Origin of the sequence: Flavobacterium sp. DG1-102-2 (genome assembly GCF_033042555.1) — a bacterium.
Classification (GTDB): Bacteria; Bacteroidota; Bacteroidia; order Flavobacteriales; family Flavobacteriaceae; genus Flavobacterium.
This window is the reverse complement of record NZ_JAWLIK010000003.1, coordinates 113012-135741: the sequence shown is the minus strand read 5'-3', so window position 1 is coordinate 135741 and position 22730 is coordinate 113012. Positions and strand designations below refer to the sequence as shown.

General features: G+C 40.0%; 25 protein-coding genes. 13 read left to right on the top strand and 12 right to left on the bottom strand.

The annotated features are described in order from the left end of the window. The first annotated feature begins 244 nt into the window (after positions 1–244). From R1T16_RS05900 to R1T16_RS05890, 3 genes are all read left to right on the top strand, one after another. Complete coding sequence (locus R1T16_RS05900) at positions 245–790, top strand: porin family protein (RefSeq protein ID WP_317500165.1); 546 nt, start codon at positions 245–247, stop codon at positions 788–790. Positions 791–925: 135 nt separating this feature from the next. Further along, positions 926–1342: a type II 3-dehydroquinate dehydratase gene (gene aroQ, locus R1T16_RS05895; protein ID WP_317500164.1), complete on the top strand. Its 417-nt coding sequence runs from the start codon at positions 926–928 to the stop codon at positions 1340–1342. Positions 1343–1350: 8 nt separating this feature from the next. After that, a complete protein-coding gene (locus R1T16_RS05890) occupies positions 1351–3849 on the top strand; it encodes a DUF5686 and carboxypeptidase regulatory-like domain-containing protein (RefSeq protein ID WP_317500163.1) in 2499 nt (832 codons plus the stop codon). Positions 3850–3962: 113 nt separating this feature from the next. On the opposite strand, the gene R1T16_RS05885 is transcribed toward R1T16_RS05890, so the two are convergent. The 3 genes from R1T16_RS05885 to R1T16_RS05875 all read right to left on the bottom strand — a co-directional run bounded on the left by R1T16_RS05885 (position 3963) and on the right by R1T16_RS05875 (position 5863). Continuing rightward, positions 3963–4232: a hypothetical protein gene (locus tag R1T16_RS05885; RefSeq protein ID WP_317500162.1), complete on the bottom strand. Its 270-nt coding sequence runs from the start codon at positions 4230–4232 to the stop codon at positions 3963–3965. Between the two features lie 11 nt (positions 4233–4243). After that, a complete protein-coding gene (locus R1T16_RS05880; protein ID WP_317500161.1) occupies positions 4244–5002 on the bottom strand; it encodes an NYN domain-containing protein in 759 nt (252 codons plus the stop codon). 285 nt (positions 5003–5287) lie between these two features. After that, positions 5288–5863: a cytochrome b/b6 domain-containing protein gene (locus tag R1T16_RS05875; protein ID WP_317500160.1), complete on the bottom strand. Its 576-nt coding sequence runs from the start codon at positions 5861–5863 to the stop codon at positions 5288–5290. 204 nt (positions 5864–6067) lie between these two features. Here R1T16_RS05875 and R1T16_RS05870 point away from each other — a divergent pair, with 204 nt between their 5' ends. From R1T16_RS05870 to R1T16_RS05860, 3 genes are all read left to right on the top strand, one after another. Next, a complete protein-coding gene (locus tag R1T16_RS05870) occupies positions 6068–8539 on the top strand; it encodes a DUF5686 and carboxypeptidase regulatory-like domain-containing protein (protein ID WP_317500159.1) in 2472 nt (823 codons plus the stop codon). 76 nt (positions 8540–8615) lie between these two features. Beyond that, positions 8616–11090: a DUF5686 and carboxypeptidase regulatory-like domain-containing protein gene (locus R1T16_RS05865; protein WP_317500158.1), complete on the top strand. Its 2475-nt coding sequence runs from the start codon at positions 8616–8618 to the stop codon at positions 11088–11090. Positions 11091–11107: 17 nt separating this feature from the next. Then, positions 11108–12754: a S41 family peptidase gene (locus R1T16_RS05860; protein ID WP_317500157.1), complete on the top strand. Its 1647-nt coding sequence runs from the start codon at positions 11108–11110 to the stop codon at positions 12752–12754. A 55-nt stretch (positions 12755–12809) separates the two neighbouring features. On the opposite strand, the gene R1T16_RS05855 is transcribed toward R1T16_RS05860, so the two are convergent. From R1T16_RS05855 to R1T16_RS05815, 9 genes are all read right to left on the bottom strand, one after another. Further along, positions 12810–13223, bottom strand: coding sequence for an SRPBCC family protein (locus tag R1T16_RS05855; RefSeq protein ID WP_317500156.1), 414 nt, complete (start codon positions 13221–13223; stop codon positions 12810–12812). 30 nt (positions 13224–13253) lie between these two features. Then, positions 13254–13958, bottom strand: a complete 705-nt coding sequence (locus tag R1T16_RS05850; protein ID WP_317500155.1) for an SIMPL domain-containing protein — start codon at positions 13956–13958, stop codon at positions 13254–13256. A 28-nt stretch (positions 13959–13986) separates the two neighbouring features. After that, positions 13987–14385: a cytochrome c oxidase assembly factor Coa1 family protein gene (locus tag R1T16_RS05845; RefSeq protein ID WP_317500154.1), complete on the bottom strand. Its 399-nt coding sequence runs from the start codon at positions 14383–14385 to the stop codon at positions 13987–13989. A 2-nt stretch (positions 14386–14387) separates the two neighbouring features. Further along, positions 14388–14882 carry a hypothetical protein gene (locus tag R1T16_RS05840; RefSeq protein ID WP_317500153.1) on the bottom strand — a complete coding sequence of 165 codons (495 nt, stop codon included), beginning with the start codon at positions 14880–14882 and terminating at the stop codon, positions 14388–14390. 1 nt (position 14883) lies between these two features. Next, positions 14884–15366 (bottom strand): hypothetical protein, encoded by a 483-nt coding sequence (locus tag R1T16_RS05835; RefSeq protein WP_317500152.1) that lies wholly within the window; start codon positions 15364–15366, stop codon positions 14884–14886. Positions 15367–15444: 78 nt separating this feature from the next. Further along, positions 15445–16755, bottom strand: a complete 1311-nt coding sequence (gene murA, locus R1T16_RS05830) for a UDP-N-acetylglucosamine 1-carboxyvinyltransferase (protein WP_317500151.1) — start codon at positions 16753–16755, stop codon at positions 15445–15447. A 36-nt stretch (positions 16756–16791) separates the two neighbouring features. Beyond that, positions 16792–17484 carry a DUF4290 domain-containing protein gene (locus R1T16_RS05825; RefSeq protein WP_317500150.1) on the bottom strand — a complete coding sequence of 231 codons (693 nt, stop codon included), beginning with the start codon at positions 17482–17484 and terminating at the stop codon, positions 16792–16794. A gap of 19 nt (positions 17485–17503) precedes the next feature. Further along, the gene (locus tag R1T16_RS05820) at positions 17504–17788 is read right to left on the bottom strand and encodes a DUF493 family protein (RefSeq protein WP_317500149.1); all 285 of its coding nucleotides are present in this window, start codon (positions 17786–17788) and stop codon (positions 17504–17506) included. Between the two features lie 293 nt (positions 17789–18081). Continuing rightward, a complete protein-coding gene (locus tag R1T16_RS05815; protein WP_317500148.1) occupies positions 18082–18378 on the bottom strand; it encodes a hypothetical protein in 297 nt (98 codons plus the stop codon). Positions 18379–18519: 141 nt separating this feature from the next. Between R1T16_RS05815 and R1T16_RS05810 the strand changes: the two genes are divergently transcribed. The 7 genes from R1T16_RS05810 to R1T16_RS05780 all read left to right on the top strand — a co-directional run bounded on the left by R1T16_RS05810 (position 18520) and on the right by R1T16_RS05780 (position 22652). After that, positions 18520–18771 carry a hypothetical protein gene (locus R1T16_RS05810; RefSeq protein ID WP_317500147.1) on the top strand — a complete coding sequence of 84 codons (252 nt, stop codon included), beginning with the start codon at positions 18520–18522 and terminating at the stop codon, positions 18769–18771. 20 nt (positions 18772–18791) lie between these two features. Next, positions 18792–19235 carry a hypothetical protein gene (locus R1T16_RS05805; protein WP_317500146.1) on the top strand — a complete coding sequence of 148 codons (444 nt, stop codon included), beginning with the start codon at positions 18792–18794 and terminating at the stop codon, positions 19233–19235. A gap of 81 nt (positions 19236–19316) precedes the next feature. After that, positions 19317–19928, top strand: coding sequence for an alpha-ketoglutarate-dependent dioxygenase AlkB (locus R1T16_RS05800; protein WP_317500145.1), 612 nt, complete (start codon positions 19317–19319; stop codon positions 19926–19928). Positions 19929–20071: 143 nt separating this feature from the next. Then, the gene (locus R1T16_RS05795) at positions 20072–20377 is read left to right on the top strand and encodes a hypothetical protein (protein WP_317500144.1); all 306 of its coding nucleotides are present in this window, start codon (positions 20072–20074) and stop codon (positions 20375–20377) included. A gap of 87 nt (positions 20378–20464) precedes the next feature. Further along, a complete protein-coding gene (locus tag R1T16_RS05790) occupies positions 20465–21397 on the top strand; it encodes a 1-phosphofructokinase family hexose kinase (RefSeq protein ID WP_317500142.1) in 933 nt (310 codons plus the stop codon). A 76-nt stretch (positions 21398–21473) separates the two neighbouring features. Beyond that, positions 21474–21758 (top strand): hypothetical protein, encoded by a 285-nt coding sequence (locus R1T16_RS05785; protein ID WP_317500141.1) that lies wholly within the window; start codon positions 21474–21476, stop codon positions 21756–21758. Positions 21759–21812: 54 nt separating this feature from the next. Beyond that, positions 21813–22652: an AraC family transcriptional regulator gene (locus tag R1T16_RS05780; RefSeq protein WP_317500140.1), complete on the top strand. Its 840-nt coding sequence runs from the start codon at positions 21813–21815 to the stop codon at positions 22650–22652. Positions 22653–22730 lie beyond the last annotated feature (78 nt).

Here is a 22730-nt window from a genome sequence, read left to right as displayed (position 1 = left end):
TCTTCTGTTAATTCAGAAGAGGGTTTTGTTTTTACAATACATTTTACAATAAAGAAATTCAGAGTTTTACATATATAATCGCACTTTCAACACATTTACTTATAGCTCACAAAACGAAGCTGTTAGCATATAACAGCCAAAAAACGGTTAAAAACATTTATATTAGTACTACTTTTCTTTACTTTTGTGGGGTAAATAATGACCTAAGTATTTTTAATCAATCATTAATAAAAATTCGTAACCAATGAAAAAGATCATTTTTTTATTTGCAGCGCTGGCGGGAAGCTTTGCAATGCAGGCACAAGGCATAGACTTTGGTATCAAGGCAGGTGCTAACTTTGCTAACTTTAGCGGTGATGTTAACACCGACGGAATTACTAACTTTCATGCAGGAGCGGTATTAGAACTCAACCTTGTACCCACTTTCTCTGTACAGGCAGAAGGTTTATTCTCTTCACAGGGTGCAACTTACAAAGACACAGCTTTAGATATCGCAGAGGATATCAATCTTGATTATATCGCTGTACCGGTAATGGCTAAGTTTTATATCTTACCAGACAGGTTTAGTGTAATGGCAGGTCCTCAGTTTTCTTTCCTTGTAAGCGATGCCGATGATATCCTTGAAACCAAAAAATTTGACCTTGCAGCAGCAGGTGGCGTAGAATTAAAAATTATAGCAGGCCTGTTTGCACAAGCTCGCTATACAATTGGTCTTAATAATGTATCTGACGTTTCAGAAGTTGATGTTAAGAACAACGTATTTCAGTTATCTGTAGGGTACTATTTCTAAAAATATTAGATAATATTCAAAAAGCCGGTTTGTCTTTAGGACTTAACCGGCTTTTTTATGGGTAATAGTGTTAAATTTTTTATTAAACCGAATACAGACTGCCTTGCTTATAGCTAAATTTACAAAAATATACTGATGAACATTATTATCATAAACGGCCCTAACCTTAACCTGCTGGGCACACGCGAGCCGGAGATTTACGGAGGCCGGACTTTTGAAGATTACCTCGCCGAACTACAGCTTAAATTTCCGGGAATTATGCTGGAGTACTACCAAAGCAATATTGAAGGCGAAATTATTACCAAAATACAGGAAAAAGGATTTGATTGCGATGGCATTGTGCTTAACGCAGGAGCTTACACGCACACCTCTATAGGCATTGCCGATGCTGTAAAAGCAGTTACTGCCCCTGTGATAGAAGTGCATATATCCAATACATTTTCAAGGGAAACATTCAGGCACCAGTCGTACCTCTCTCCTGTTTCGGCAGGCGTGATAGTAGGATTTGGCTTAAAAGGTTACGAATTGGCGCTACAGGCGCTTTTACCATAAACAACTACATGAAAAAAGCCATTATACTATTCTTCCTGATTGCAGGCCTGCCGCTGCTGGCACAGGTAAAAGGACGCATAACTTCTAAAAAAGGGGAGCCGATTCCTTTTGTGAGCATAGTTGTGGCTGATACATACAACGGAACATCGTCTAACGAAGATGGAAGCTATACGCTTAACATTAAAGAGAAGGGCCAGTATACGCTTATCTTTCAGTCAATAGGCTATAAGACACGCAATGTGGTTACCGATATCGCTTCGCTGCCGCACACCCTTAATGTAACCCTGGAAGAAGAACAGTTTAACCTTAACGAGGTGGTTGTTTCCAGTAAAGACAATCCTGCCGATGATGTCATTAAAAAAGCCATTGAGAACAGGAGTGCAAACGCACAAAGGATCACTTCTTTTGACGCTGATTACTACTCCCGTGGCGTTTTCAGGCTTAAGAATGTCCCTAAAAAAATACTAGGGCAGAATATAGGTGACCTTGGGTCGTCGTTAGATGGTTCCGGTAATGGCATACTCTATTTATCGGAAACCGTTTCGCGTGTAAAATACCAAAGCCCTGACCATATAACCGAACGTGTTATAGCCTCTAAGGTAAGCGGCGATGATGCAGGCTTTAGCTTTAACAATGCCTCGGCTGCTGATTTTGATTTTTACGATAACTACATCCCTTTTGAAAGGAACGCTGTTTCGCCAATTGCAGATAATGCCTTTGGCTACTATGACTATAATCTGGAAAGTTCGTTTTACACCAATGACAAACAGCTTGTGAATAAAATAAGGGTTACACCTAAACGGGAAAATTCGCCTACGTTTAATGGATACATTTATATCCTTGAAAATACCTGGCAGCTGTATGCTGTAGACCTTACCATAAAAGGCAGCCAAATGGAGCAGGAACTTATTAACTCGCTTAACATAAAGCAAAATTACGGCTACAACGCTAAAGCTCAGGTGTGGACAAAAAACACGCAGGTACTGAATTTTGAAGCCGGACTTTTTGGCTTGAGCAGTTCAGGTACTTTTTCATCGGTGTACAGTAACTTCAGTATTAACCCTGAGTTCAAGCCAAAAACATTTACAGCCGAGATACAATCGTTTGAAGACGGTGCCAATAAAAAACCTGATTCCTACTGGAGAAGCGCACGCCCTATTCCGCTTACACCGGAAGAAGCAGGAGATTACAGGCGCAAAGACAGTCTTCAGGAGATAAGTAGCACACCTGCTGCTATCAAGGCATCTGATAAAGAGCGTAATAAATTTAAATGGACCTCTATACCTGTGGGGTATGCCTACCATAACAGTGAAGAAAACTGGGACATAAGCTATACGGGAATCATACGCAGGCTGGCTTTCAACTCGGTACAGGCGTATCACTTATCGCCCGGATTTTACTTTACGCAGTACAATGCCGACAGGACCGCCTATACAACCTTTGGTACCGACCTAAGCTATGGCTTCGCCGAAAAACGCTTCAGGATCACAGGTACGATTGCACATAAGTTCAATAATTTTTCGAGACGAATAGTGACACTTAACGGAGGTACTGCCATTGAGCAATACAATCCTGAAAAGCCCATAAACAAGATCGTAAACAGTATCAGCACCCTGTTTTTTAGGGATAACTACATGAAACTGTACGACAACCAGTTTGTGCGCTTAAGTTACGAAGAAGAGATCGTAAACGGCATACAACTAAACGGTAGCATTGAGTATACACGCAAGCGTTCGTTGTTTAACAACACCAACTTCTCTACGCTTAAAGATGCTTACAAGCCGTATACATCAAACAATCCGCTTTTATTGTATGATCCTGCAACAGAAGCCGACAACATAACGCATGCATTTGAAAAGCACAATATGTTCAGGGCATCTATAGGTACACGCATTAGCTTCGGCCAAAAATATATCACTCGCCCTGACGGCAAAGAGAATATTGCCAACGGCAAATACCCGCGATTGTTCCTTAAGTACGAAAAAGGATTTGCATCAAGTATAAGCGACTACAATTTTGACCATATATCTGCTAAGGTAAATTATGACCTTACACTGGGTAATGCGGGCGAACTGGGCTTGAGTTTCAGGGGTGGTAAATTCTTTAATTCGGATAATATTGCCTTTACCGATTACAAGCATTTTAACGGAAACCAGACACACATAGGCAAATCTGAACGCTACCTTAACGTGTTTAACTTTCTGCCTTACTACTCACACAGCACAAACGACAGCTACCTTGAAGTGCATGCCGAGCATAATTTTAAAGGCTTTATCACAAATGCCATTCCGCTTATGAACAAGCTTAATTATTACCTGGTGGCGGGTTACCATGCATTAGCCATACCGGATAGGGATCCTTACATGGAGTTTACTGTAGGGCTTGATAATGTAGGTTGGGGAAAAGCCCGTTTCTTAAGAATAGATTATATCCGTTCATATAACGGCAGCGGCTTTATAAGCGACGGAGTGATTTTTGGGCTTACGTTCCTGGATATACTTGAATAATATTGAGTCTCAGTCTCAATTTACAGTCTCAGTTCTCAGTTTGCAGTTTACTTTTAACAGCTAATTTGCACGTATCTAATCATAGCTGAACACTATAAACTGTTAACTAAATACTAACTCTTCTTTCTGTTCTTCAGTACACTTCCTCTAAAACCTTCTACCGGATCTTTGTGCAGAAAACGCTCAAGGTCTTCCCAGGTGGTACATTTCGTTGGATATTTTACATCATCAAATACAATAGGCAGCGTAACCGATTCTATTCCGGTAAGGTCTTCGTTAAGGTAATCCTCAAGATCTTCTACAGAATAAAACCATTCCTTATCAAACTGTATCTTGTTTACCGTGGTATCTTTTTGCAATACTGCTTCGGTCAGCTTTTTCATTAGTAGTCCTCTTATTTATTTTTTACAAATACGTGTTTGATCTTGCTCTTTCCGGTATCCCTTTCATCAACTTCAAAGCGATTAATGCTTTTTATAAGTGCCAGCATCTTTGGAAAACCATAGTTACGGGAGTCAAAATCAGGTTGTTTTTTTAGGATGAAGTTACCCAGATCTCCCAGGTAAGCCCATCCGTGCTCGTCCGCAAGGTCATTAATGCTTTGGCGGAGCAGCTTTATAAGGCGTGGGTCAACTTTGCTTATCGTTTCTTTTTTAACCGGAGCCGATTTCTGTTCTTTAGTATCGTCATCATGTTCGGTATCTGATTTTCCGCCGCTCAATATCTCAATATAGATAAACTTATCGCAGGCCGATATGAACGGGATAAGCGTTTTCTTCTCCCCTATCCCTATCACCTTCATTCCTGCTTCGCGCAGACGGGTAGCAAGTCGGGTAAAATCGCTATCGGACGAAACAATGCAAAAGCCGTCTACCTTACCGGTATACAATATATCCATCGCATCGATAATCATTGCGCTGTCGGTAGCGTTCTTTCCTGTAGAATAGCTGTATTGCTGTATGGGCGTAATAGCATTCTCAAGAAGTACCTTTTTCCATCCGGCAACGGTAGGTTTGGTCCAGTCGGCATAAATACGCTTAAAGGTTGGCGTACCGTATTTTGCAATTTCCTCAAACATTTCCTTCACGTTAGCGTATGGCACGTTATCGGCATCAATCAAAACAGCAAGCCTAAGATCCTGTATGGTGGTCATAATAATTTATGTTTAACCCAAAGGTAGGGACAAAAGCGATGCAGGTGTTATAATTTGCATACTATTTAGATAAATATGCCTACAATAATTGCATACAAAACACAGGAAATTAAAAGGTTTATCCCAAAATATCGATCTCTGATTTCTTTAAAAGAAAATCTATTTTCTCTTAAGTGCCAATGGATATATGCACCGGGATAGTCTATAAAAGACAGAATACCCTGAACAATTACTTCTGCTGTAACTTCAAAAATAAATTCTCCAATCACCGTGTATTATTTTAGATTATAACGGCTTATCCCCACTAATTATTTTAGAGATGATGCCCCTGTCACTTCCTGCATCTGCAATAAGTACACCAAAGGTATGCAGCACGATAAATGGTACAGCAAAATAAAGCGATAATACATGTATTTCTTCCATGATATGTTCGGTGCTTTCAGGGCCTAAAACCTTCATAAGCCCGGTAAACAGCGATGTGCCTAAGAACAGGTAGAACACGATATATACCCACGACTTAAATTTTTCATACTGAGATACGCCCGCTTTAAGCGGATTGGCAAACCCCATCCCCTGAATCCAGGTAAGAATGATCCTTATCAAAAAAAGCCCTGTCATTATATAGCCCGCAATAATATGGGTTTCCCACATGGGCTTGCGCACTTTTTTACCAATTGAAGCAGCATCGTCACTGCTAAGCGGAATATTTTGTTCAGCGAGGTTCTCGTGGATTATGTTACCCATGTTTCCTTTGTTCATCCACCCCATGCGAAGGAACACCGTTAATAAGATATACAAAAATGTAAAGGCAATAGCCCAATGCAGCAGCCTGCTCGCAAGGTTAAATCTTATTTCTCTCATAATTGCAAATTTAAATCGTATTTACAGGTTATCGCTATTAAAATTTAAAGTAATTGTTATTATTTTTTCAGAAGAATTGTAAGAAAACACAATCAAACACGTTATTTTAAGGATAACCAATATTTTTTAGCCCATGATGCAACCATAGTAAGCCTTATTTCGTCTTATATTTAGTACAACTTAAACCTTAACTATAACTAACCAATGCACAAATTATTAACCGCAGTTTTTTTACTGCTGGCTGCTGCTGCACATTCGCAGATAAAGGGAATTATCACTTCGTCTACCGGAGAGGGTATTCCCTTTGTAAGCATCACTATAGAAAATACGTATACAGGCACTACCGCTAATGAAAACGGCCAGTATGAGCTAACCGTAAAAAATCCGGGGACATATACCATCATTTTTCAGTCGATAGGTTTTAAGACAAAAAAAGTACCTGTAGATGTAAAGTCATTTCCACACCAGCTTAATGTTGTGCTGGCCGATGAAAACTACGAACTTAAAGAACTTACCATTTCTAACGCTGAAGACCCGGCGTATGCCGTAATTAGGCAGGCGGTTGCACACAGGAAAGAAAACTCGGCGAAGACAGGACGTTTTGAAGCCGACTTTTATTCTAAAGGTATCTTCAGGGTAAAAGACCTTCCAAAAAAAATAATGGGCCTCAAGGTAGAAGTACCCGATGGCATGGTAGATTCTACCGGAAGCGGTATCCTTTACCTTTCTGAAACGGTATCGCACATTACTTTTGAGCAGCCCGATAACCTGAAGGAACGTATCATCGCCTCTAAAGTAAGCGGTAACGACAATGGCTTCAGCTACAACACTGCCATGAACACCTATTACAACTTCTATGACAACTATGTAGATTTTGATGACATACAAATGATATCGCCTATTGCAGGCAGTGCCATGAACTACTATAAATACAAGCTGGAGGGTACATTTTTTGACGAGAACAACAACCAGATCAATAAGATAAAACTGATTCCGCGCCGTGATAAAGAGCCTGTTTTTGAAGGCTATATTTATATTGTAGACGACAGCTGGGCCATATATGCCGTAGATGTTGATATAAAAGGATACAGGATGCAGCAGCCGTTCCTGGAAACCATGAACCTGCAGCAAAACTTTACTTATAATCAGACCAATGGCATCTGGGCAAAAAACTCACAGACATTTGATTTTAAAGCCGGAGGATTCGGGATAAAATTCAGCGGTAAGTTTTCTCATATCTATACCAATTATGTTTTTCATGACAGATTTGAGAAAAAGACCTTTGGCAAAGAAGTCATTGTAATTGAAGACGAGGCCAACAAAAAAGATTCTGTATATTGGAACGCCATGCGCCCCATTCCGCTTACCGAAGAAGAAGCAACCGACTATACACGGAAAGACAGCATACAGGAACGTAAAAACTCTCAGGTTTATAAAGACTCCATTAACCATAAGCTTAACAAATTCCACCTTGCCGATGTGCTTACCGGCTATACCTACAGGAATGGCAAAGATGCGAGGTTTACTTATGACGGTGTGCTGAAATTACCGGGCTACAACACCGTACAGGGATGGAACCTGGATACCAAAGTTGCTGCTGCCATACCACTGAATCCTGAAGAAAAAGACGAGTCTAAGAAAAAGAGCTTTACGGCAGTAGCGAACTTTAATTATGGCATAGCCGAAGAACGCCTGCGTGTAAACGGATATGTAGGCGCTTACGGTTTCTGGCTATCAGGTGGTAATAGTATTGAGCAGTTTAATCCGTCAAATATCAGTACGCTTGTTAACTCAGTCAGCACGCTGTTCTTTAAGGATAATTACATGAAACTGTTTGACAAGACTTTTGCAGCGCTATCCTACAACACCCAAATAGGTATTGGCAATACCATCGGTGCCAGCGTTCAGTACCTTCGAAGGAGGCCGTTATACAATAATGCCAACTGGACATTTATTAAAAATGACCACGATTACACGTCAAATGATCCGCTAAACCCTTATAATTATGAATCGGCACCATTCCAAACCCACACACTATATAAAGCAGCTGTTAGCGCCAACTTTAACTTTGGGCTTAAATACAAAAGCTTCCCTAACGGAAGAAAAAGCGTGCTGAATTATGGCGAGTATCCAACCCTAAATATGAGGTATGAAAAAGCTTTTGGCAGCAGCATTAAGGATTATGAATATGATTATTTTACCCTTGGCGGCTCTTACAAAACAAACTTTGGCAACAAAGGCGACTTTGGTGTTGCACTTAAAGCGGGCTTGTTTTTAAATGGCGATGATATTGCTTTTACAGATTACAAACACCTTAACGGTAATGAAACCCACATATACAGTGGTGCGCAGAACCTGAGCAGGTTTAATAACCTTCCATATTACAGCCTGTACACCAATACCTCTTATGTTGAGCTGCACGCAGAGCATAACTTTAAAGGGTATATAATGAACAAGATACCCGTGCTTAATTACCTGCAATGGAATCTTATTGTGGGCTTTCACATGGCTTCTTCTCCCGATTTCAAGAATTACCAGGAGTACACCGCAGGTTTTGACAACATAGGCATAGGCAATTTCAGGATGCTGCGTGTAGACTATGTGCGTTCGTACCAGGGCGGCTTCCAGTCAGATGCTATTGTTTTTGGGCTTAAATTCTTAGATCTGTTCGAATAAATATTTGGTTAATTACCAAACCAATTTTCCTCTCTCTACAGAGAGGCCACCATAACTATAACCAATTTACAAATCCATGCACAAATATTTAACCTTACTTTTATTGCTTTTTACCTTTGCAACACATGCCCAGATAAAGGGAAAAATAACCTCAACAACCGGAGAAGGCGTGCCTTTTGTTAGTGTAAGCATACAAAACACCTACGTAAGCACAACCGCTAATGAAGATGGTGCTTATGAACTGCCTGTAAAAAACCAGGGAAGCCATACCATAATCTTCCAGTCATTAGGCTTTAAGACTAAAAAGATTACCACTAAGGCAGACAGCTTTCCGCATACACTAAACATAACGCTTGAGAATGATAATTATGAGCTGAAGGAACTGACCATTTCTAAAGGTGAAGATCCTGCTTATGCCATAATCCGCAATGCGATTGCAAAACGAAAATACAATGCCGAGAAAAGCGGACGCTTTGAAGCCGACTTTTATTCTAAAGGTGTGTACAGGGTAAAGAACATTCCTAAAAAAATCATGGGAATGAAGGTAGAAACCGAAGAAGAAGGCCTTGACTCTACAGGGAGCGGCATGATATACCTTGCCGAAACCGTATCACACATTACAGTAGACTATCCGCAGAAGATAAAAGAGCGTATAATAGCTTCAAGGGTAAGCGGCAGCGATAATGGCTACAGCTACAACAATGCCCATGAGAACAATTACAACTTCTATGACGATTATATTGAAGTGGAAGATGTAAAGATGATATCGCCTATTGCTAAAGGTGCCGCCGGCTACTACAAGTACAAGTTTGAAGGCAGCACTTTTGACGAAAACAACCAACAGATCAATAAAATAAAGATAATAGCCCGCCGTGACCGCGAACCGGTTTTTGAAGGCTACATTTATATCGTGGAAGACAGCTGGGCTATTTACGCAGTAGACCTTTCTACCAAAGGATACAGGGTACAGCAGCCTATTATAAAAGAGTTTAACCTGCAGCAAAACTTTAGCTATAACCAGACCACGGGTATCTGGGCTAAAAACTCGCAAAACATAGATTTTACCGCCGGGATTTTCGGGATGACATTTAATGGTAAATATACCCACGTGTACAGTAATTATGTATTCCAGGAAAAGTTTGAAAAAGAAATTTTCAGCAAAGAACTAACTATCGTAGAAAAAGAATCGGCTAAAAAAGACACTGCATACTGGAACACGACTAGGCCTGTACCATTAAGCATAGACGAGGTAGCCGACTACAAAAAGAAGGACAGTATTCATTCAGTAAGGAAATCTAAAGTATATCAGGATTCGGTAATAACTAATGCCAACAGGTTTAAACCTTTTGACGTGATTAGCGGTTACAGGTATTATAAAAATGATTCTATACGACACATGGTGTTCAACTATTCGGGACTTTTAGATAAGCCTGCGTACAATACCGTCCAGGGTTGGAACCTGACATCTGATGTTGCTTTTAGCTATTATAATCCTAAAACGAAAAGGTCATTCTCGGCGTCGGCTAAGTTCAATTATGGCTTTGCCGAAGACCGTTTGAGGGTAAGCGGGCAAATTTCAAAAAGTTTTGGCAAGCTGGGCTATTACACTTTTTCGGGAGGTAATACCATTGAGCAGTTTAATCCTAACGAACCCATCTCCCCTTTTATCAACAGTATCAGTACCCTGTTTTTTAAAGACAACTACATGAAGCTGTATGATAAGGCATTTGCCAAAATAGCTACCTCAAGGACACTGTTTAAAAAAATCCTTATGAGCGGAAGCGTTGAATACCTGCGCCGAAGGCCGCTTTACAATAATGCCGACTGGGTATTTATTAAAAACGACCATGATTATACCTCAAACGACCCATTTCAGCCGTATAACTATACCTCGGCACCTTTTGAAAAACACAATATGCTAAAGGCATCTGTTTACGGCAAGATTTTATTTAAAAAAGACGCTCCTGTCTATTACGGCAGCTATTTGTCGTATGATTACAAGAACAGTGTTCCTGAAATTTCGTTCCTATATGAAAAAGGATTTGCTGCAAGTAACAGCAGCTATAATTATGACCTGATATCGGCACAGGCATCTTACAAGACAGAGATAGACAATAAAGGGAACTTTGGCATCAGCCTTAAGGCCGGCAAATTCTTTAATGCCGATGGGATAGCCTTTATGGACTATAAGCACTTTAACGGTAATGAGACTCAAGTAGGCACAAAAGAAAGTTACCTTGATATGTTCAATTTATTACCCTACTACAGCCACAGTACAAACAATGCTTATTTTGAAACCCATATAGAGCATAACTTTAAAGGCTATATAATGAACAAGATACCATTGCTTAATGTATTGCAGTGGCACCTTATTGCAGGCTATCACAGCATTGCCACGCCCGATTATAAACCGTACCATGAAGCAACCATCGGTTTTGACAACATTGGCTTTGGTCCGTTCAGATTTTTAAGGCTTGATTACGTGCGCTCTTTCCAGGGCAGTGTGCAAAAAGACGGAATTGTATTTGGGCTCCACTTCTTTCTTGACTAATTAATTTTATAACGTATATGAAAGCTACTATAACATGTATCGCATTATTACTGCTGCAGGCTGTTACAGCACAAACGCTTACCGAAACCCAAAAACTGGAGGCTACCGCGCGCATTTGGGGATTTTTAAAGTACTACCATCCGCAGGTAGCAGCAGGAAAATACAATTGGGATGACAAGCTAATCGAACTCCTGCCTGTCGTAGAGCAGGTAAAAGACAAACAAGAACTAAGCAAGGTGTATCTCAACTGGATTGATGGCCTTGGCAAAGTGCCTGTATGCAAAAAATGTGCAAAGCAAAAAGGCGAACGTTTTGAAAAAAACTTTAGCATGGCATGGATGGAAAATGATGCTGTTTTTACACCTGAACTTACTGCGAAGCTTAAGTATATAGAAGCAAACCGTAAACAGGGAAAACAACATTATGTAAAAAATGGAGGAGCCGGGCAGATAGCCGTAAACAATGAGCCTGAATACAAGGACTTTGCGTATCCTTCTGAAGGGTACAGGATGCTGACACTTTTCAGGTACTGGAACCTCATTGAATATTTCTTTCCGTACAAATACCAGACCGATAAAAAATGGGGCGATGTACTTACAGAAATGATTCCTAAGTACAAAAACGCACAGGATGCGCTTGAATACCAGTTAGCAATAACTGAAACTGTTGCTGATATCAATGATACCCATGCCCAGATCAATCCACCGCACGTAACCAAACACTATGGCTACTACTGGGCACCATTTAAATTTAAGCTTATAGACGATAAAGCTGTCATAACAGGCTTTTACAACAAAGAATTGGCAGATAAAGATGGAATAGCTATTGGTGATGTTATTACACATGTAGATGGCATCGACATCAAAAATATTTTCCAGAAGAACTATAAGTATCTGTCGGCATCTAACGAGGCGACAAAGAAGAGAGGCGCCTACTACAGCATATTTAACGGCAGCAGCACTAAGGCAAAAATTACCCTTGAAAAAAATGGAACTGTATCGCAAAAAGAAATAAACCGTTATTACTACCGTGATCTTAAATACAAGTGGGGAGACGACAGTAATAAAACATTGTACAAAGTTTTAGACGGAAACATTGGCTACGTTAATATGGGAGCCCTTAAACACAAAGATGTAAATGCCATGTATGACAGCCTTAAGCATTGCAAATCGTTAATACTGGATATACGCAATTATCCAAATGGGACCATGTATCATGTAGCGAGGAATATTATGTCTGAAAGAAAACCATTTGTAAAATTTACACAGCCCGACTTTAATTATCCCGGCAAGTTTATATGGACAGATGATTTTAAAATTGGGATGAAAAATAACAAAAATGCGTTTAAAGGTAAAATTGTCGTCTTGGTAAACGAAGAAACGCAAAGCCACGCCGAATTTACCGCTATGGGTATGCAGGTGGCAGATAACGTTACGGTTGTAGGCAGCCAGACAGCCGGAGCAGATGGCAACATAACCAACTTTTTTGATTTTCCCGGAGGCTTCAAGACGTGCTTTACAGGGCTTGGCGTCTTTTATCCTGACGGACGCGAAACACAGCGCATAGGCATAGTACCGAATGTAGAAATTCATCCTACAATAGCAGGCATTCAGGCTGGAAGAGATGAAGTACTCGATAAAGCTATTGAGATTGCAAAACAATAAATAGTAAAGGGCTGTACTTATAATAAGACAGCCCTTTATATTTTTTACGGAAAAATTAATTTTCTTCGGTGTACTTTTTAAAGTTATCCAGTATGGCTTGCCAGCCGTCTTTCTGCATTTCTACTGGGTTTTGGTTTTCGGCATCAAAGGTCACATCTACGGTTGTACTATCGCCGTCCTCTGTAAATACAACTATTACCTCTCTTCCGTCGGGCATAGTATAAGTAAAGTCTTTACACTCATGAATCTCGTTGTAAACAGCTTCAAATTCAAAACCGAAACTTCCATCTTTTGCCTCCATCCTGGCACTGTATTTTCCGCCCACGCGCATATCGTTCAAAGCCCACGGGCATTGCCATGATTCATGGGCAAAGTTCCATTTTGTAATATGTTCAGGGTTCGTATAATAATCCCAAACCGTCTTAACATCTGCATTTATTGTTGCAGCAACAGTTATTTTATTGCTCATATTTATACTGTTTATAGTTTGTAGTTGCTTTTATTTTATGCTGTATTTTATAAAATATTCAAATACTATCTTGATCTTTTTAAATTCAGTATTTTCTTCTGCATCTCCTCCACCTATGGAGTAATAATTTACACTATTTGACATATTTGAAGAGCCTGAATTATAACCTACCTGTCCTTTTTCGGTTATTTCAAGGGGTTTGCCAATTTGTTCACCTATAGCCTCTAAAAGATAAGTTGCTTTATCTTTTGCCGCCTTAATAGCACTAATGCGCGTTTCTTTATTCAATTCAACAATCCTGGTATGATCTACCTTTGTTACCCTGGCATCTTTAATCTCATTATTATACAATCCTTCAAACAGCTGGTTTACCTGTCCTGCATTAGAAAGCTTAACTATATATTCTTTACGTTGTGCAACACCTTTTTCTTTTTCCTTTTTCACTATAGTGTTTGTAGAAGCACTTGCAAGAACAAGATTTGACATATCTATATTTAAGCCTGCAATCAATTTTTTCAGCCTGTTTTCCTGCTCACCTATAGTATATTCAGCTCCTTTGCCTGTAATTTTGTCTGATAGTGTGATGCCAACATAGATAATATCGGGCGCCACTTCTTTTTCAGCCCGCCCTGTTACTTCAATAAAAGGTATATCTGCTGATTCGGGTGTATTTTTTGATTGTGCGTTAGTATGAACAGCAGCAAACAGCAAAGCCACCAATAATAATTTTTTCATGATATAATGTTTGTTAGGTTGATACATTTTACTCTTCGCTAACCTCAAGCACCTTCCACTCTCCGCCTGAATGTTTTTCAAGATACATGGTAAGTTTAACGTCTTTTTTTATGCCTTTTACATCTATAGTCAGCAACGCTTTACCATGTCCGTTTACCGTATTTATGTTACCCGAAGGAAAAGCACCCAGTTCTTTTATACCACCTGTTTCTTTGTTTATCTGCGGGTCGTGCATTATATAATATTCGGCAGCGGTATAGGCATCAGAATTTTTCATAACAGAAAATACCAGCGCGGCAATTCCTGTAAAAAACACGATTACACAGCATAAGATAATGATAATCTTCTTCCTGTTCTTTCTCTTTTGCTCTTGTCTCAGGCGTTCAAATTCTGCCTGCGGATTGTTAGACTGGTAATGATTTTCCATAATTATAGTTGGTTAAGTGTTTGTAATACCTGTTGCATCTCCTCTGTCTTCCTCGTTCCTATCATAAGTTTTGGCTTGCCGCTTTTAAAATGCAGCAGCAATCCACTGTTGCCGGACACGCTGTTAACGCCCGGGCGAATGCCCCAGCCGCCAAATTCAAACGTAGGATTGTATTTTTTCAGTTCACAATGCGCTATCCTTTGCCATTCATACAGCCGCCACTTTTTATGGTAGGGGCGAAATTTAATGTAGATTCCCCTTTCATCTATTTTGGTAATCATCTTTTGCATATAAAAGAATATCGTCAGGGCTATTATGCAAACAGAAAATATAATGAGCCCAACATCGCCCATTGGCTTATCGCCAAAGGTCTCTCCCATAAAAACCTGAGTGATTACTCCGTATACTCCCGTTCCACACATACCGGCGAGCAGTATAAAAATCCACCACTGCCTGAAATATTGTTCTTCGTAAAAAAGAGGTTCATTTTGTTCCATCCTATTTTAGCTTGCCTGTTTTAAGTAATGCTCTTTTAAGTTCCGAGGGCTTTTGCGTACCTATCAAAAAATGTTTTCCGTTTGTAAACCGTATAAAAAGCGCTTTATCGCCAGATGTGTTGTATGCACCGTTACGCAACCCCCAGCCTCCGTAATCAAGCACAGGGTCATACGTTCCTACATCAAGATTCCTGATATGATCCCATGAGTAAGATTTCCCTTCATTGTCAAAAGGAAAGAATTTTACTTTGATACCTTCTTCGTCAATCCTGGTTTCAAGCCTGCACAGGTTAAGCATAAGGAACGGAACCGGCAGACATAAAAGCGTATAGAGGATAACCTTATAAAGCGCCGTGTTTACAGGCCTGCCTTTGCGATGCCTGCGTTTTGTAAAGACGTAAAAACCGGCAATAAGAATCATCAGGACAACAAATATGTCCCAAAATTCAAAATGCTGCGTTTCTGTAAAAATAATGCCTTTCATAAATCAGAGGTTGCCTTACAAATCTACATAAAAAAAGGCTGCACAATGCAGCCTCTTTAAGTATGGTAAACAACTAAATTAGTCGAAACGTTCAATTTTAGCACCAATGGCACGAAGCCTTTCGTCAATTCTTTCATAACCGCGGTCAATCTGGTCGCTGTTCTGAATGGTACTTGTACCTTTGGCCGAGAGCGCAGCGATAAGCAGCGATATACCGGCCCTGATGTCGGGTGAAGACATCATTATACCTTTTAATGTAGACTTAAAGTCATGCCCTATAACAGTAGCCCTGTGCGGGTCGCAAAGAATGATCTTAGCCCCCATATCTATAAGGCGGTCTGTAAAGAACAAACGGCTTTCAAACATTTTCTGGTGGATAAGCACCTCTCCTTTTGCCTGTGTAGCTACAACAAGAACGATACTTAAAAGGTCTGGCGTAAAGCCCGGCCAGGGAGCATCTGCAATGGTAAGGATAGAACCGTCAATGTAGTTCTGAATCTCATAACCGTCTGTGTGAGCAGGAATATAGATATCATCTCCCCTGCGCTCTAATGTAATACCAAGTTTCCTGAAGGTATTAGGTATAACGCCAAGGTTATCCCAACTAACATCCTTGATGGTGATTTCGCTGCGCGTCATAGCCGCAAGGCCAATCCAGCTTCCTATCTCGATCATGTCTGGAAGTATGCGGTGGTCACATCCGCCAAGGGTATCAACACCTTCTATTACAAGCAGGTTAGAACCTATTCCTGTAATTTTTGCCCCCATGCGGTTAAGCATGTTGCAAAGCTGCTGCAGGTATGGTTCGCAGGCAGCGTTATATATTGTAGTAGTGCCTTCGGCAAGTACGGCAGCCATCACGATGTTTGCAGTACCGGTTACAGATGCCTCGTCAAGAAGCATATACGTACCTTTTAGCCTCTTAGCTTCTACACCATAAAAATGGTCCTCTTTATTGTAACGGAAAGATGCGCCCAGGTTAATAAAACCTTCAAAGTGCGTATCCAGCCTTCTGCGGCCTATCTTGTCGCCACCCGGCTTAGGGATGTACCCTTTACCAAAACGGGCTAATAACGGACCTACGATCATGATAGATCCCCTTAGCGATTTACCTTCTTCTTTGAAGGCTTCAGACTCAAGGTAAGCAAGATTTACCTCATCTGCCTGGAAACTGTAAGAGCCATGAGCAAGCTTTTCTACCTTAACACCCAGATTGCGTAATAAAGTAATAAGCTTATTTACGTCTATAATATCAGGAATGTTAGAAATGGTTACTTTTTCGGATGTAAGAAGCACGGTGCACAACACCTGCAATGCCTCATTTTTTGCGCCCTGCGGCGTAATTTCACCTTTTAGCGGTGCTCCTCCTTCAATTTTAAATGTTCCCATGCAGTGTAATAATAGAATTTTATGTTTTTGGTTTTGTTATTGTTGTTTTGGCCTTCTCTTGATGTTTGTATTGGTTTTGTGCTGCATTTTTTGTTTTGGGTTATTAAACTGGGTCTTGTTGCTCAGTTTTTTGTTAACCCTCATCAGGTCTGTAGACGTAGAAAGTTCTTCTTCGGTAGCCTGAAGATTCATCGTTCCTCCGGAAAGTTCGTAAAGATGTTCAAAGATCACATCATCCTTAACGGTATCTTTATTCCAGCTCAGGAATGATTTTTTCATGTGGTTTGCAATCACCATTACCAGCGCGTTCTTCATTTCGCCATCTTCCCATTTGTTAGCCACATCAATCATATATTTGATGTTGTTGCCATAAAAACGATATTTCGGGAAGTTTTGAGGATATGCAAGCCTTTCCGGCTTTTGCTGCAATAATTCCCTTGATGGTGTAGGATATGGAGAATCTACATCCAGTTTAAAATCAGACATGATATAAATCTGATCCCAAAGCTTGTGCTGAAAATCGGGCACATCGCGAAGGTGCGGATTAAGGCTCCCCATAACCGATATGATATATTTTGCCGCTTTGTTGCGTTCGTCCCTGTCTTCCAGCGCTACTGCCTGCTCAATAAGTTTTTGCAGGTGGCGCCCATACTCAGGTATAATAAGATGGGGCCTTTCGGCATTGTATTCAAGAAAGTTAACGGCTTCTTCAGAATTGTATCGGATCATGTGTTGTTTTCTGGTTTCTTTATAATGATATAATACCCTCTATTGTAGAGAGCTCAATATATTTATCTATAACAGATTGTGCACTTACCATTCTTACATTTACAGAAACAGCTGTGTATTTACCGGTCTTAGACTGGTTTGTTTCTATAACTGCGCCCAGGTTATCAAAAGCGTCTTCCACTTTTTCTACATTGCCTGCAACAGACGGCACAATAAATTTAAATAAATATTCAGAAGGCCACAGGGTAGAATCGGTAAGTTCCTGTTTTAGCCTTGCATAAAATTCTTCTGTTTTCTTATCCATTCGTCATAAAATAAACGCAAATATACATATATAGAACCAAGTATCCATAAAAATGTATGTGTGTAATTGCGCAATTAGGAGATTAGTATTTTTTTACTGCTTTTGGTCAAAATGCTGCTGGTATTTTGCACGTTACAACTTTACCTGGCATCATTAGTTTTCTTAAAAATAAAAAAAATTACAGTACCACGCAACCTTTTTGTTTTTTAGCGTCTATAAGGTATAGGTTTAGGTTATGAATTGGTTATTTAGAAGATCCACCGGCACTCCATGTCAGGTGGATTTTCTTTTTTTTATTCAATAAGCAATACAACCACTATAGCGGAAATTGCCATAAAAAAATACGTGTAAAGTATTATTTTGTCCAGCAGCGTCCTGTTCCTGAACAGGCGTATTACAAGGAACAGGATAAGCCCCATTATAAAATTAGTAAAGATCCAGTTTGTAAATAACGATGCAAGCACTGCATCTGCATTGCCGTATGCATTAAAAAGTGCCATACCCAGCAGCGAGCCAAAAACCGCCATCCATAAAAAGTAAAGGGCTACCAAAACGTGAAATACGATGTGCCTGTTGTCTATCTTTCTCATACCGAAATTATCTTCTTGTGTGCTATAACGCAACTTTATGTACATTTATTGAAATCTTTAACAGGCAAAAATCGGCAAGAATCGGGTTACTGCCGCCAGTGCTGCAAAGTACCTTTGTGATACAATAAAGGCATATAAACCATGAAAGAGCAAAATAGCATAAATTTTAACAGGATAGCACAAGCCATAGGTTATCTTAAGGATAATTTTAAAAGGCGGGCGGCCTTTAAGCTGGTAGCAGTCAGGTACAAAATATTCAATAAATTTTATGCTTTTTCAAAATACCCATCAGCAGGTATTTCATTACAATCAAAAACAGGTATTTTTGCTTATATAATAATGCCTCCACAAATATATATTTGCATTACAAGGTGTATTGTCATCTTAACTTAAGAAACTTATAAAAACAAACAATGAAAAAAATAGCTCTATTGTTATTAACTGTCATTACCATAAGTTGTGGCAATGACAGGCATGAACTTACATCTGCGGATATGCAAGGTCAATGGAAAACCCTTCAGGGAAAGGCAAGCAGAAAAACGCCGCTTCGTGATGTAGAGCCCTGCGAAGGGGGGAAATTTAAAGGTGAAATATACACCTTAAATGCTGATGGAAGTTTTTCTACCAAAGAAATTTGTTCAGGAAAGCCTCCTGAAGATACCCAAAAAAACAGATGGAAATATGAAGACCATATTTTGACCATGGAACATACTTATAAAGGCTCTGACACAAAAAATGTATATTCTGTTTCAGATATGGGAGATGGTAAGGTAAAATGGAAACTATTATATTCCAGATACAATTATGAATATAATTTAGAAGACACAGGATATTATCTTGTCATGAAAAAACAGTAGATATAATCCTAATTTTATAAGGACAGCCTGTAACTTTGCAGGCTGTCTTTTTGTTTATAGCAAGACCTTAAAACTAAATTAATGAACCTATTTGATACCGAACAAGAGCAAAACCTGCTGCCGTATGATGGCGAGGTTATTTACTACGGACACATACTTACCGAAACCGAAGCAAAGCATTACTATGAGGTGCTGCTAAACAAAATTCCGTGGCAGCACGACGAAGCCATAATTTATGGCAGGAAAATTGTAACCAAACGAAAGGTAGCCTGGTATGGTGACGATACTTATGATTACACCTATTCGCGCACCACAAAAACGGCATTGCCGTGGACAAAAGAGCTGCTGGAACTCAAAAAAAAGGTGGAGAAAACCAGTGGAAAAATGTTGAATTCGTGCCTTTTAAACCTTTACCATGACGGCACCGAAGGCATGGCCTGGCACAGCGACGATGAGAAGTCTTTAGGAAAAAACACCGTGATTAGCTCTTTGAGTTTAGGCGCTGTAAGAAAATTCGTTTTCAGGCACAAGAAGACCGGTGAGAAAATAGAGACAGTTCTTGACAACGGAAGCTTACTCGTAATGAAGGGAGAAACGCAGGCCAACTGGCTGCACATGTTACCTAAATCGGCTAGAATTAAGCATCCGCGAATTAATCTTACCTTCAGGACTATTGTTGGTACTACATCATAAATACATCAAATAAAAATAATACTATCAAAATTAATTACACATATAAATTATATCTATATTTAACTCGTTAAATCTTTGTTATTAAAGAGTTACGGCCTGCCCCGGCTAAAAATACTTGTACCAAAAATTAATACCTTACTCAAATGAAGCTAAAAGAATTAAAGCTATGGCTGAACAATTTGTCTGAAACGGAACTGGAAAAAGAATTATTGTATAATTCCATGGACTACGGAATTTCCGGCCCGGTTGCTGAAATAAGCAAAACAAATGACAATTTGTATTACGTAGGTGATGAGCCAGTGCTATTGCACACAAAAGATGAATTGAAACAGCGCGGATTTAGCGACAAACAGATTTCGCAGCTGGATGTTGAAATCCCTGAGGGATGCTACTACATTGAATTAAGCAATGAATACAGCATTCTTGAACGATTTTTAGACCAGGCCTAATACTTCACGGCCTTACTATTAACAATACCTTATGCAGCATATAAAGTAAAAAGCGGTACATTTAGCTTACCAACACTTTATATCGCAATGACCTTAAAAGTACTTACCATAACATTTAACCCTACTGTAGACAAAAGCAGTACGGTAGATAAGCTACAACCCGAAAAAAAACTTCGCTGCTCTATGCCTGTTTATGAGGCCGGAGGCGGTGGCATAAATGTATCCCGAGGCCTTGAGCGCCTTGGGATTTCTTCTGTTGCGCTGTATCCATCAGGTGGCAGGACGGGCGAACTGCTTCAGGAACTGCTTAGCAAGGAAAACATAAATTCTGAACCTGTACCTGTAGCTGCCGAAACAAGGGAGAATTTTATAGTGGTAGATACGTCGCACAACAACCAATACCGCTTTGGGATGCCCGGCGAACCAATTACAGATAAAGAAGCCGATGCCCTGCACAAAGCCATATTCGCTATTGATCCGTTACCGGAAATTGTCGTGATAAGCGGCAGCCTGCCAGAAGGATTATCCACCGACTTTCTGATAAACCTTGTAAAAGAGCTTAAAGCCAAAAAGATAAAAGTCATAGCAGATACATCGGGCGATGCGCTTACCGCTATCCTTAAGGAAGGCGTATATCTTGTAAAGCCCAATATTGGTGAACTGAGTAAATTTATTGGCAAAGAAGAACTGGATAATGAGTCGGCAGATGAAGCTGCAAGAGAGCTTGTAGACAAAGGCGCTGCCGAGATCGTTGCGGTATCAATGGGGCCGCAGGGTGCTTATGTTGTTACTAAAGATGAGTGCATACATGTAAATGCACCATCGGTTAAAAAACAGACTACCGTAGGCGCCGGAGACAGCATGGTGGCAGGAATGGTAGCTGTACTTGCTAAAGGTGGCTCTGTAACCGAGATGGCACGCATGGGCGTTGCCTGCGGAACTGCAGCGACCATGGGCAACGGAACAGGATTATTCACAAAAGAAAATGCAGAAAAGCTATATAAGTGGCTTTCAAAATAAGCTAATTGGTTATTTGTTGATTCGGTATCCGGAGCCGACAAACTATTCCCATCAATCAACCAAACAATAATAAATTATGAAATACCTTGACGCAAAAGACACCTACGAAGAACTAAAGGCCTTTGAAGGTAAAGCTACATTTAAAGGCGAAGAGACACTAATAGATTATTTTGTACTGCTGCCTAAAAGCGAACTGGATAATTTTGACCTGACCTCATTCTTTGAACGTTACCAGGCAAGCACCAGCTTTGAGATAGAGGGCAGCCATGAAGATGAGGCCTATACCCTGCTTGGCGTTAGCATTACCGAAGAAAAATATGCTAACGATATAGACTATTTCATGAAGCTTATTGTTTGGTAACTGTAGATACCAAATAATCACTTTTCTTTACATTTGCTCCATAACAAAACACTAATGGAAACCATTTCTTTTGAAGGACAGCTAAGCCCGGATGCTGCAGTTGGGAAAACATCTGTCGTGCCCTATGCATCGGCCACACCCATTGTAAAAGAAATGAGCAGGCTGGAGCAAAATATGATAAGCCTTATAACCGAAGGTGAAAAACTCATTTATAGTAATGGTGAAGCCATACACGTAACGCCTAATACCATTATGCTCCTGGCGGGCGGCAGTTATATTTTTACCGAACGCTTTGCCGAAAATACTATGCTGAGAAGCACTATTCTGCTTTTTGACAATAGCCTGCTTGAAGAAATTTTACCAAAGAAAAAATCTGCTGCTGAACAGAAATCTCATGTATTTTTTCCGAGGGATAAATTTGTACTCAGCTACGTAGATGCCCTTCAGCATTTACAACAATCGGGCAATAAAATAAGCGGGGTTATGGCAAAGGTAAAAGTAAGTGAACTTCTGCTCTATTTATCTGACGCCTATCCTGACATCTTTAATAGCTTTCAGCCGTATGCCCCAGAAAAGACATCGCACGAAACCCTAAAAAAAGCTGTAGAACAAAACCTTTCTAATTTCCTGTCGGTCAAAGAGATTGCTTTTTTATGCAATATGAGTGTGCCTACTTTTAAAAGGCATTTTAACAGCGTGTACAAAACGTCTCCTGCAAAATGGATGCAGGAACGCAGGCTTGAAATGGCAGCATTAAAAATTAAAGGCAAAAAAGCCAGGCCAACAGACCTTTATCTTGATGCAGGATACAACAGCCATTCGGCATTTTCACAAGCATTTAAAAGGCATTTTGGTATTTTGCCAAGCGATTACTCCAAAAAGCATTCACTTTAAATGAACCTTTTGCTACAATAAAACGACGTTTCTGCACTAACCCCTACCCTTCTCACCATCCTACATTTGTACCGTAAT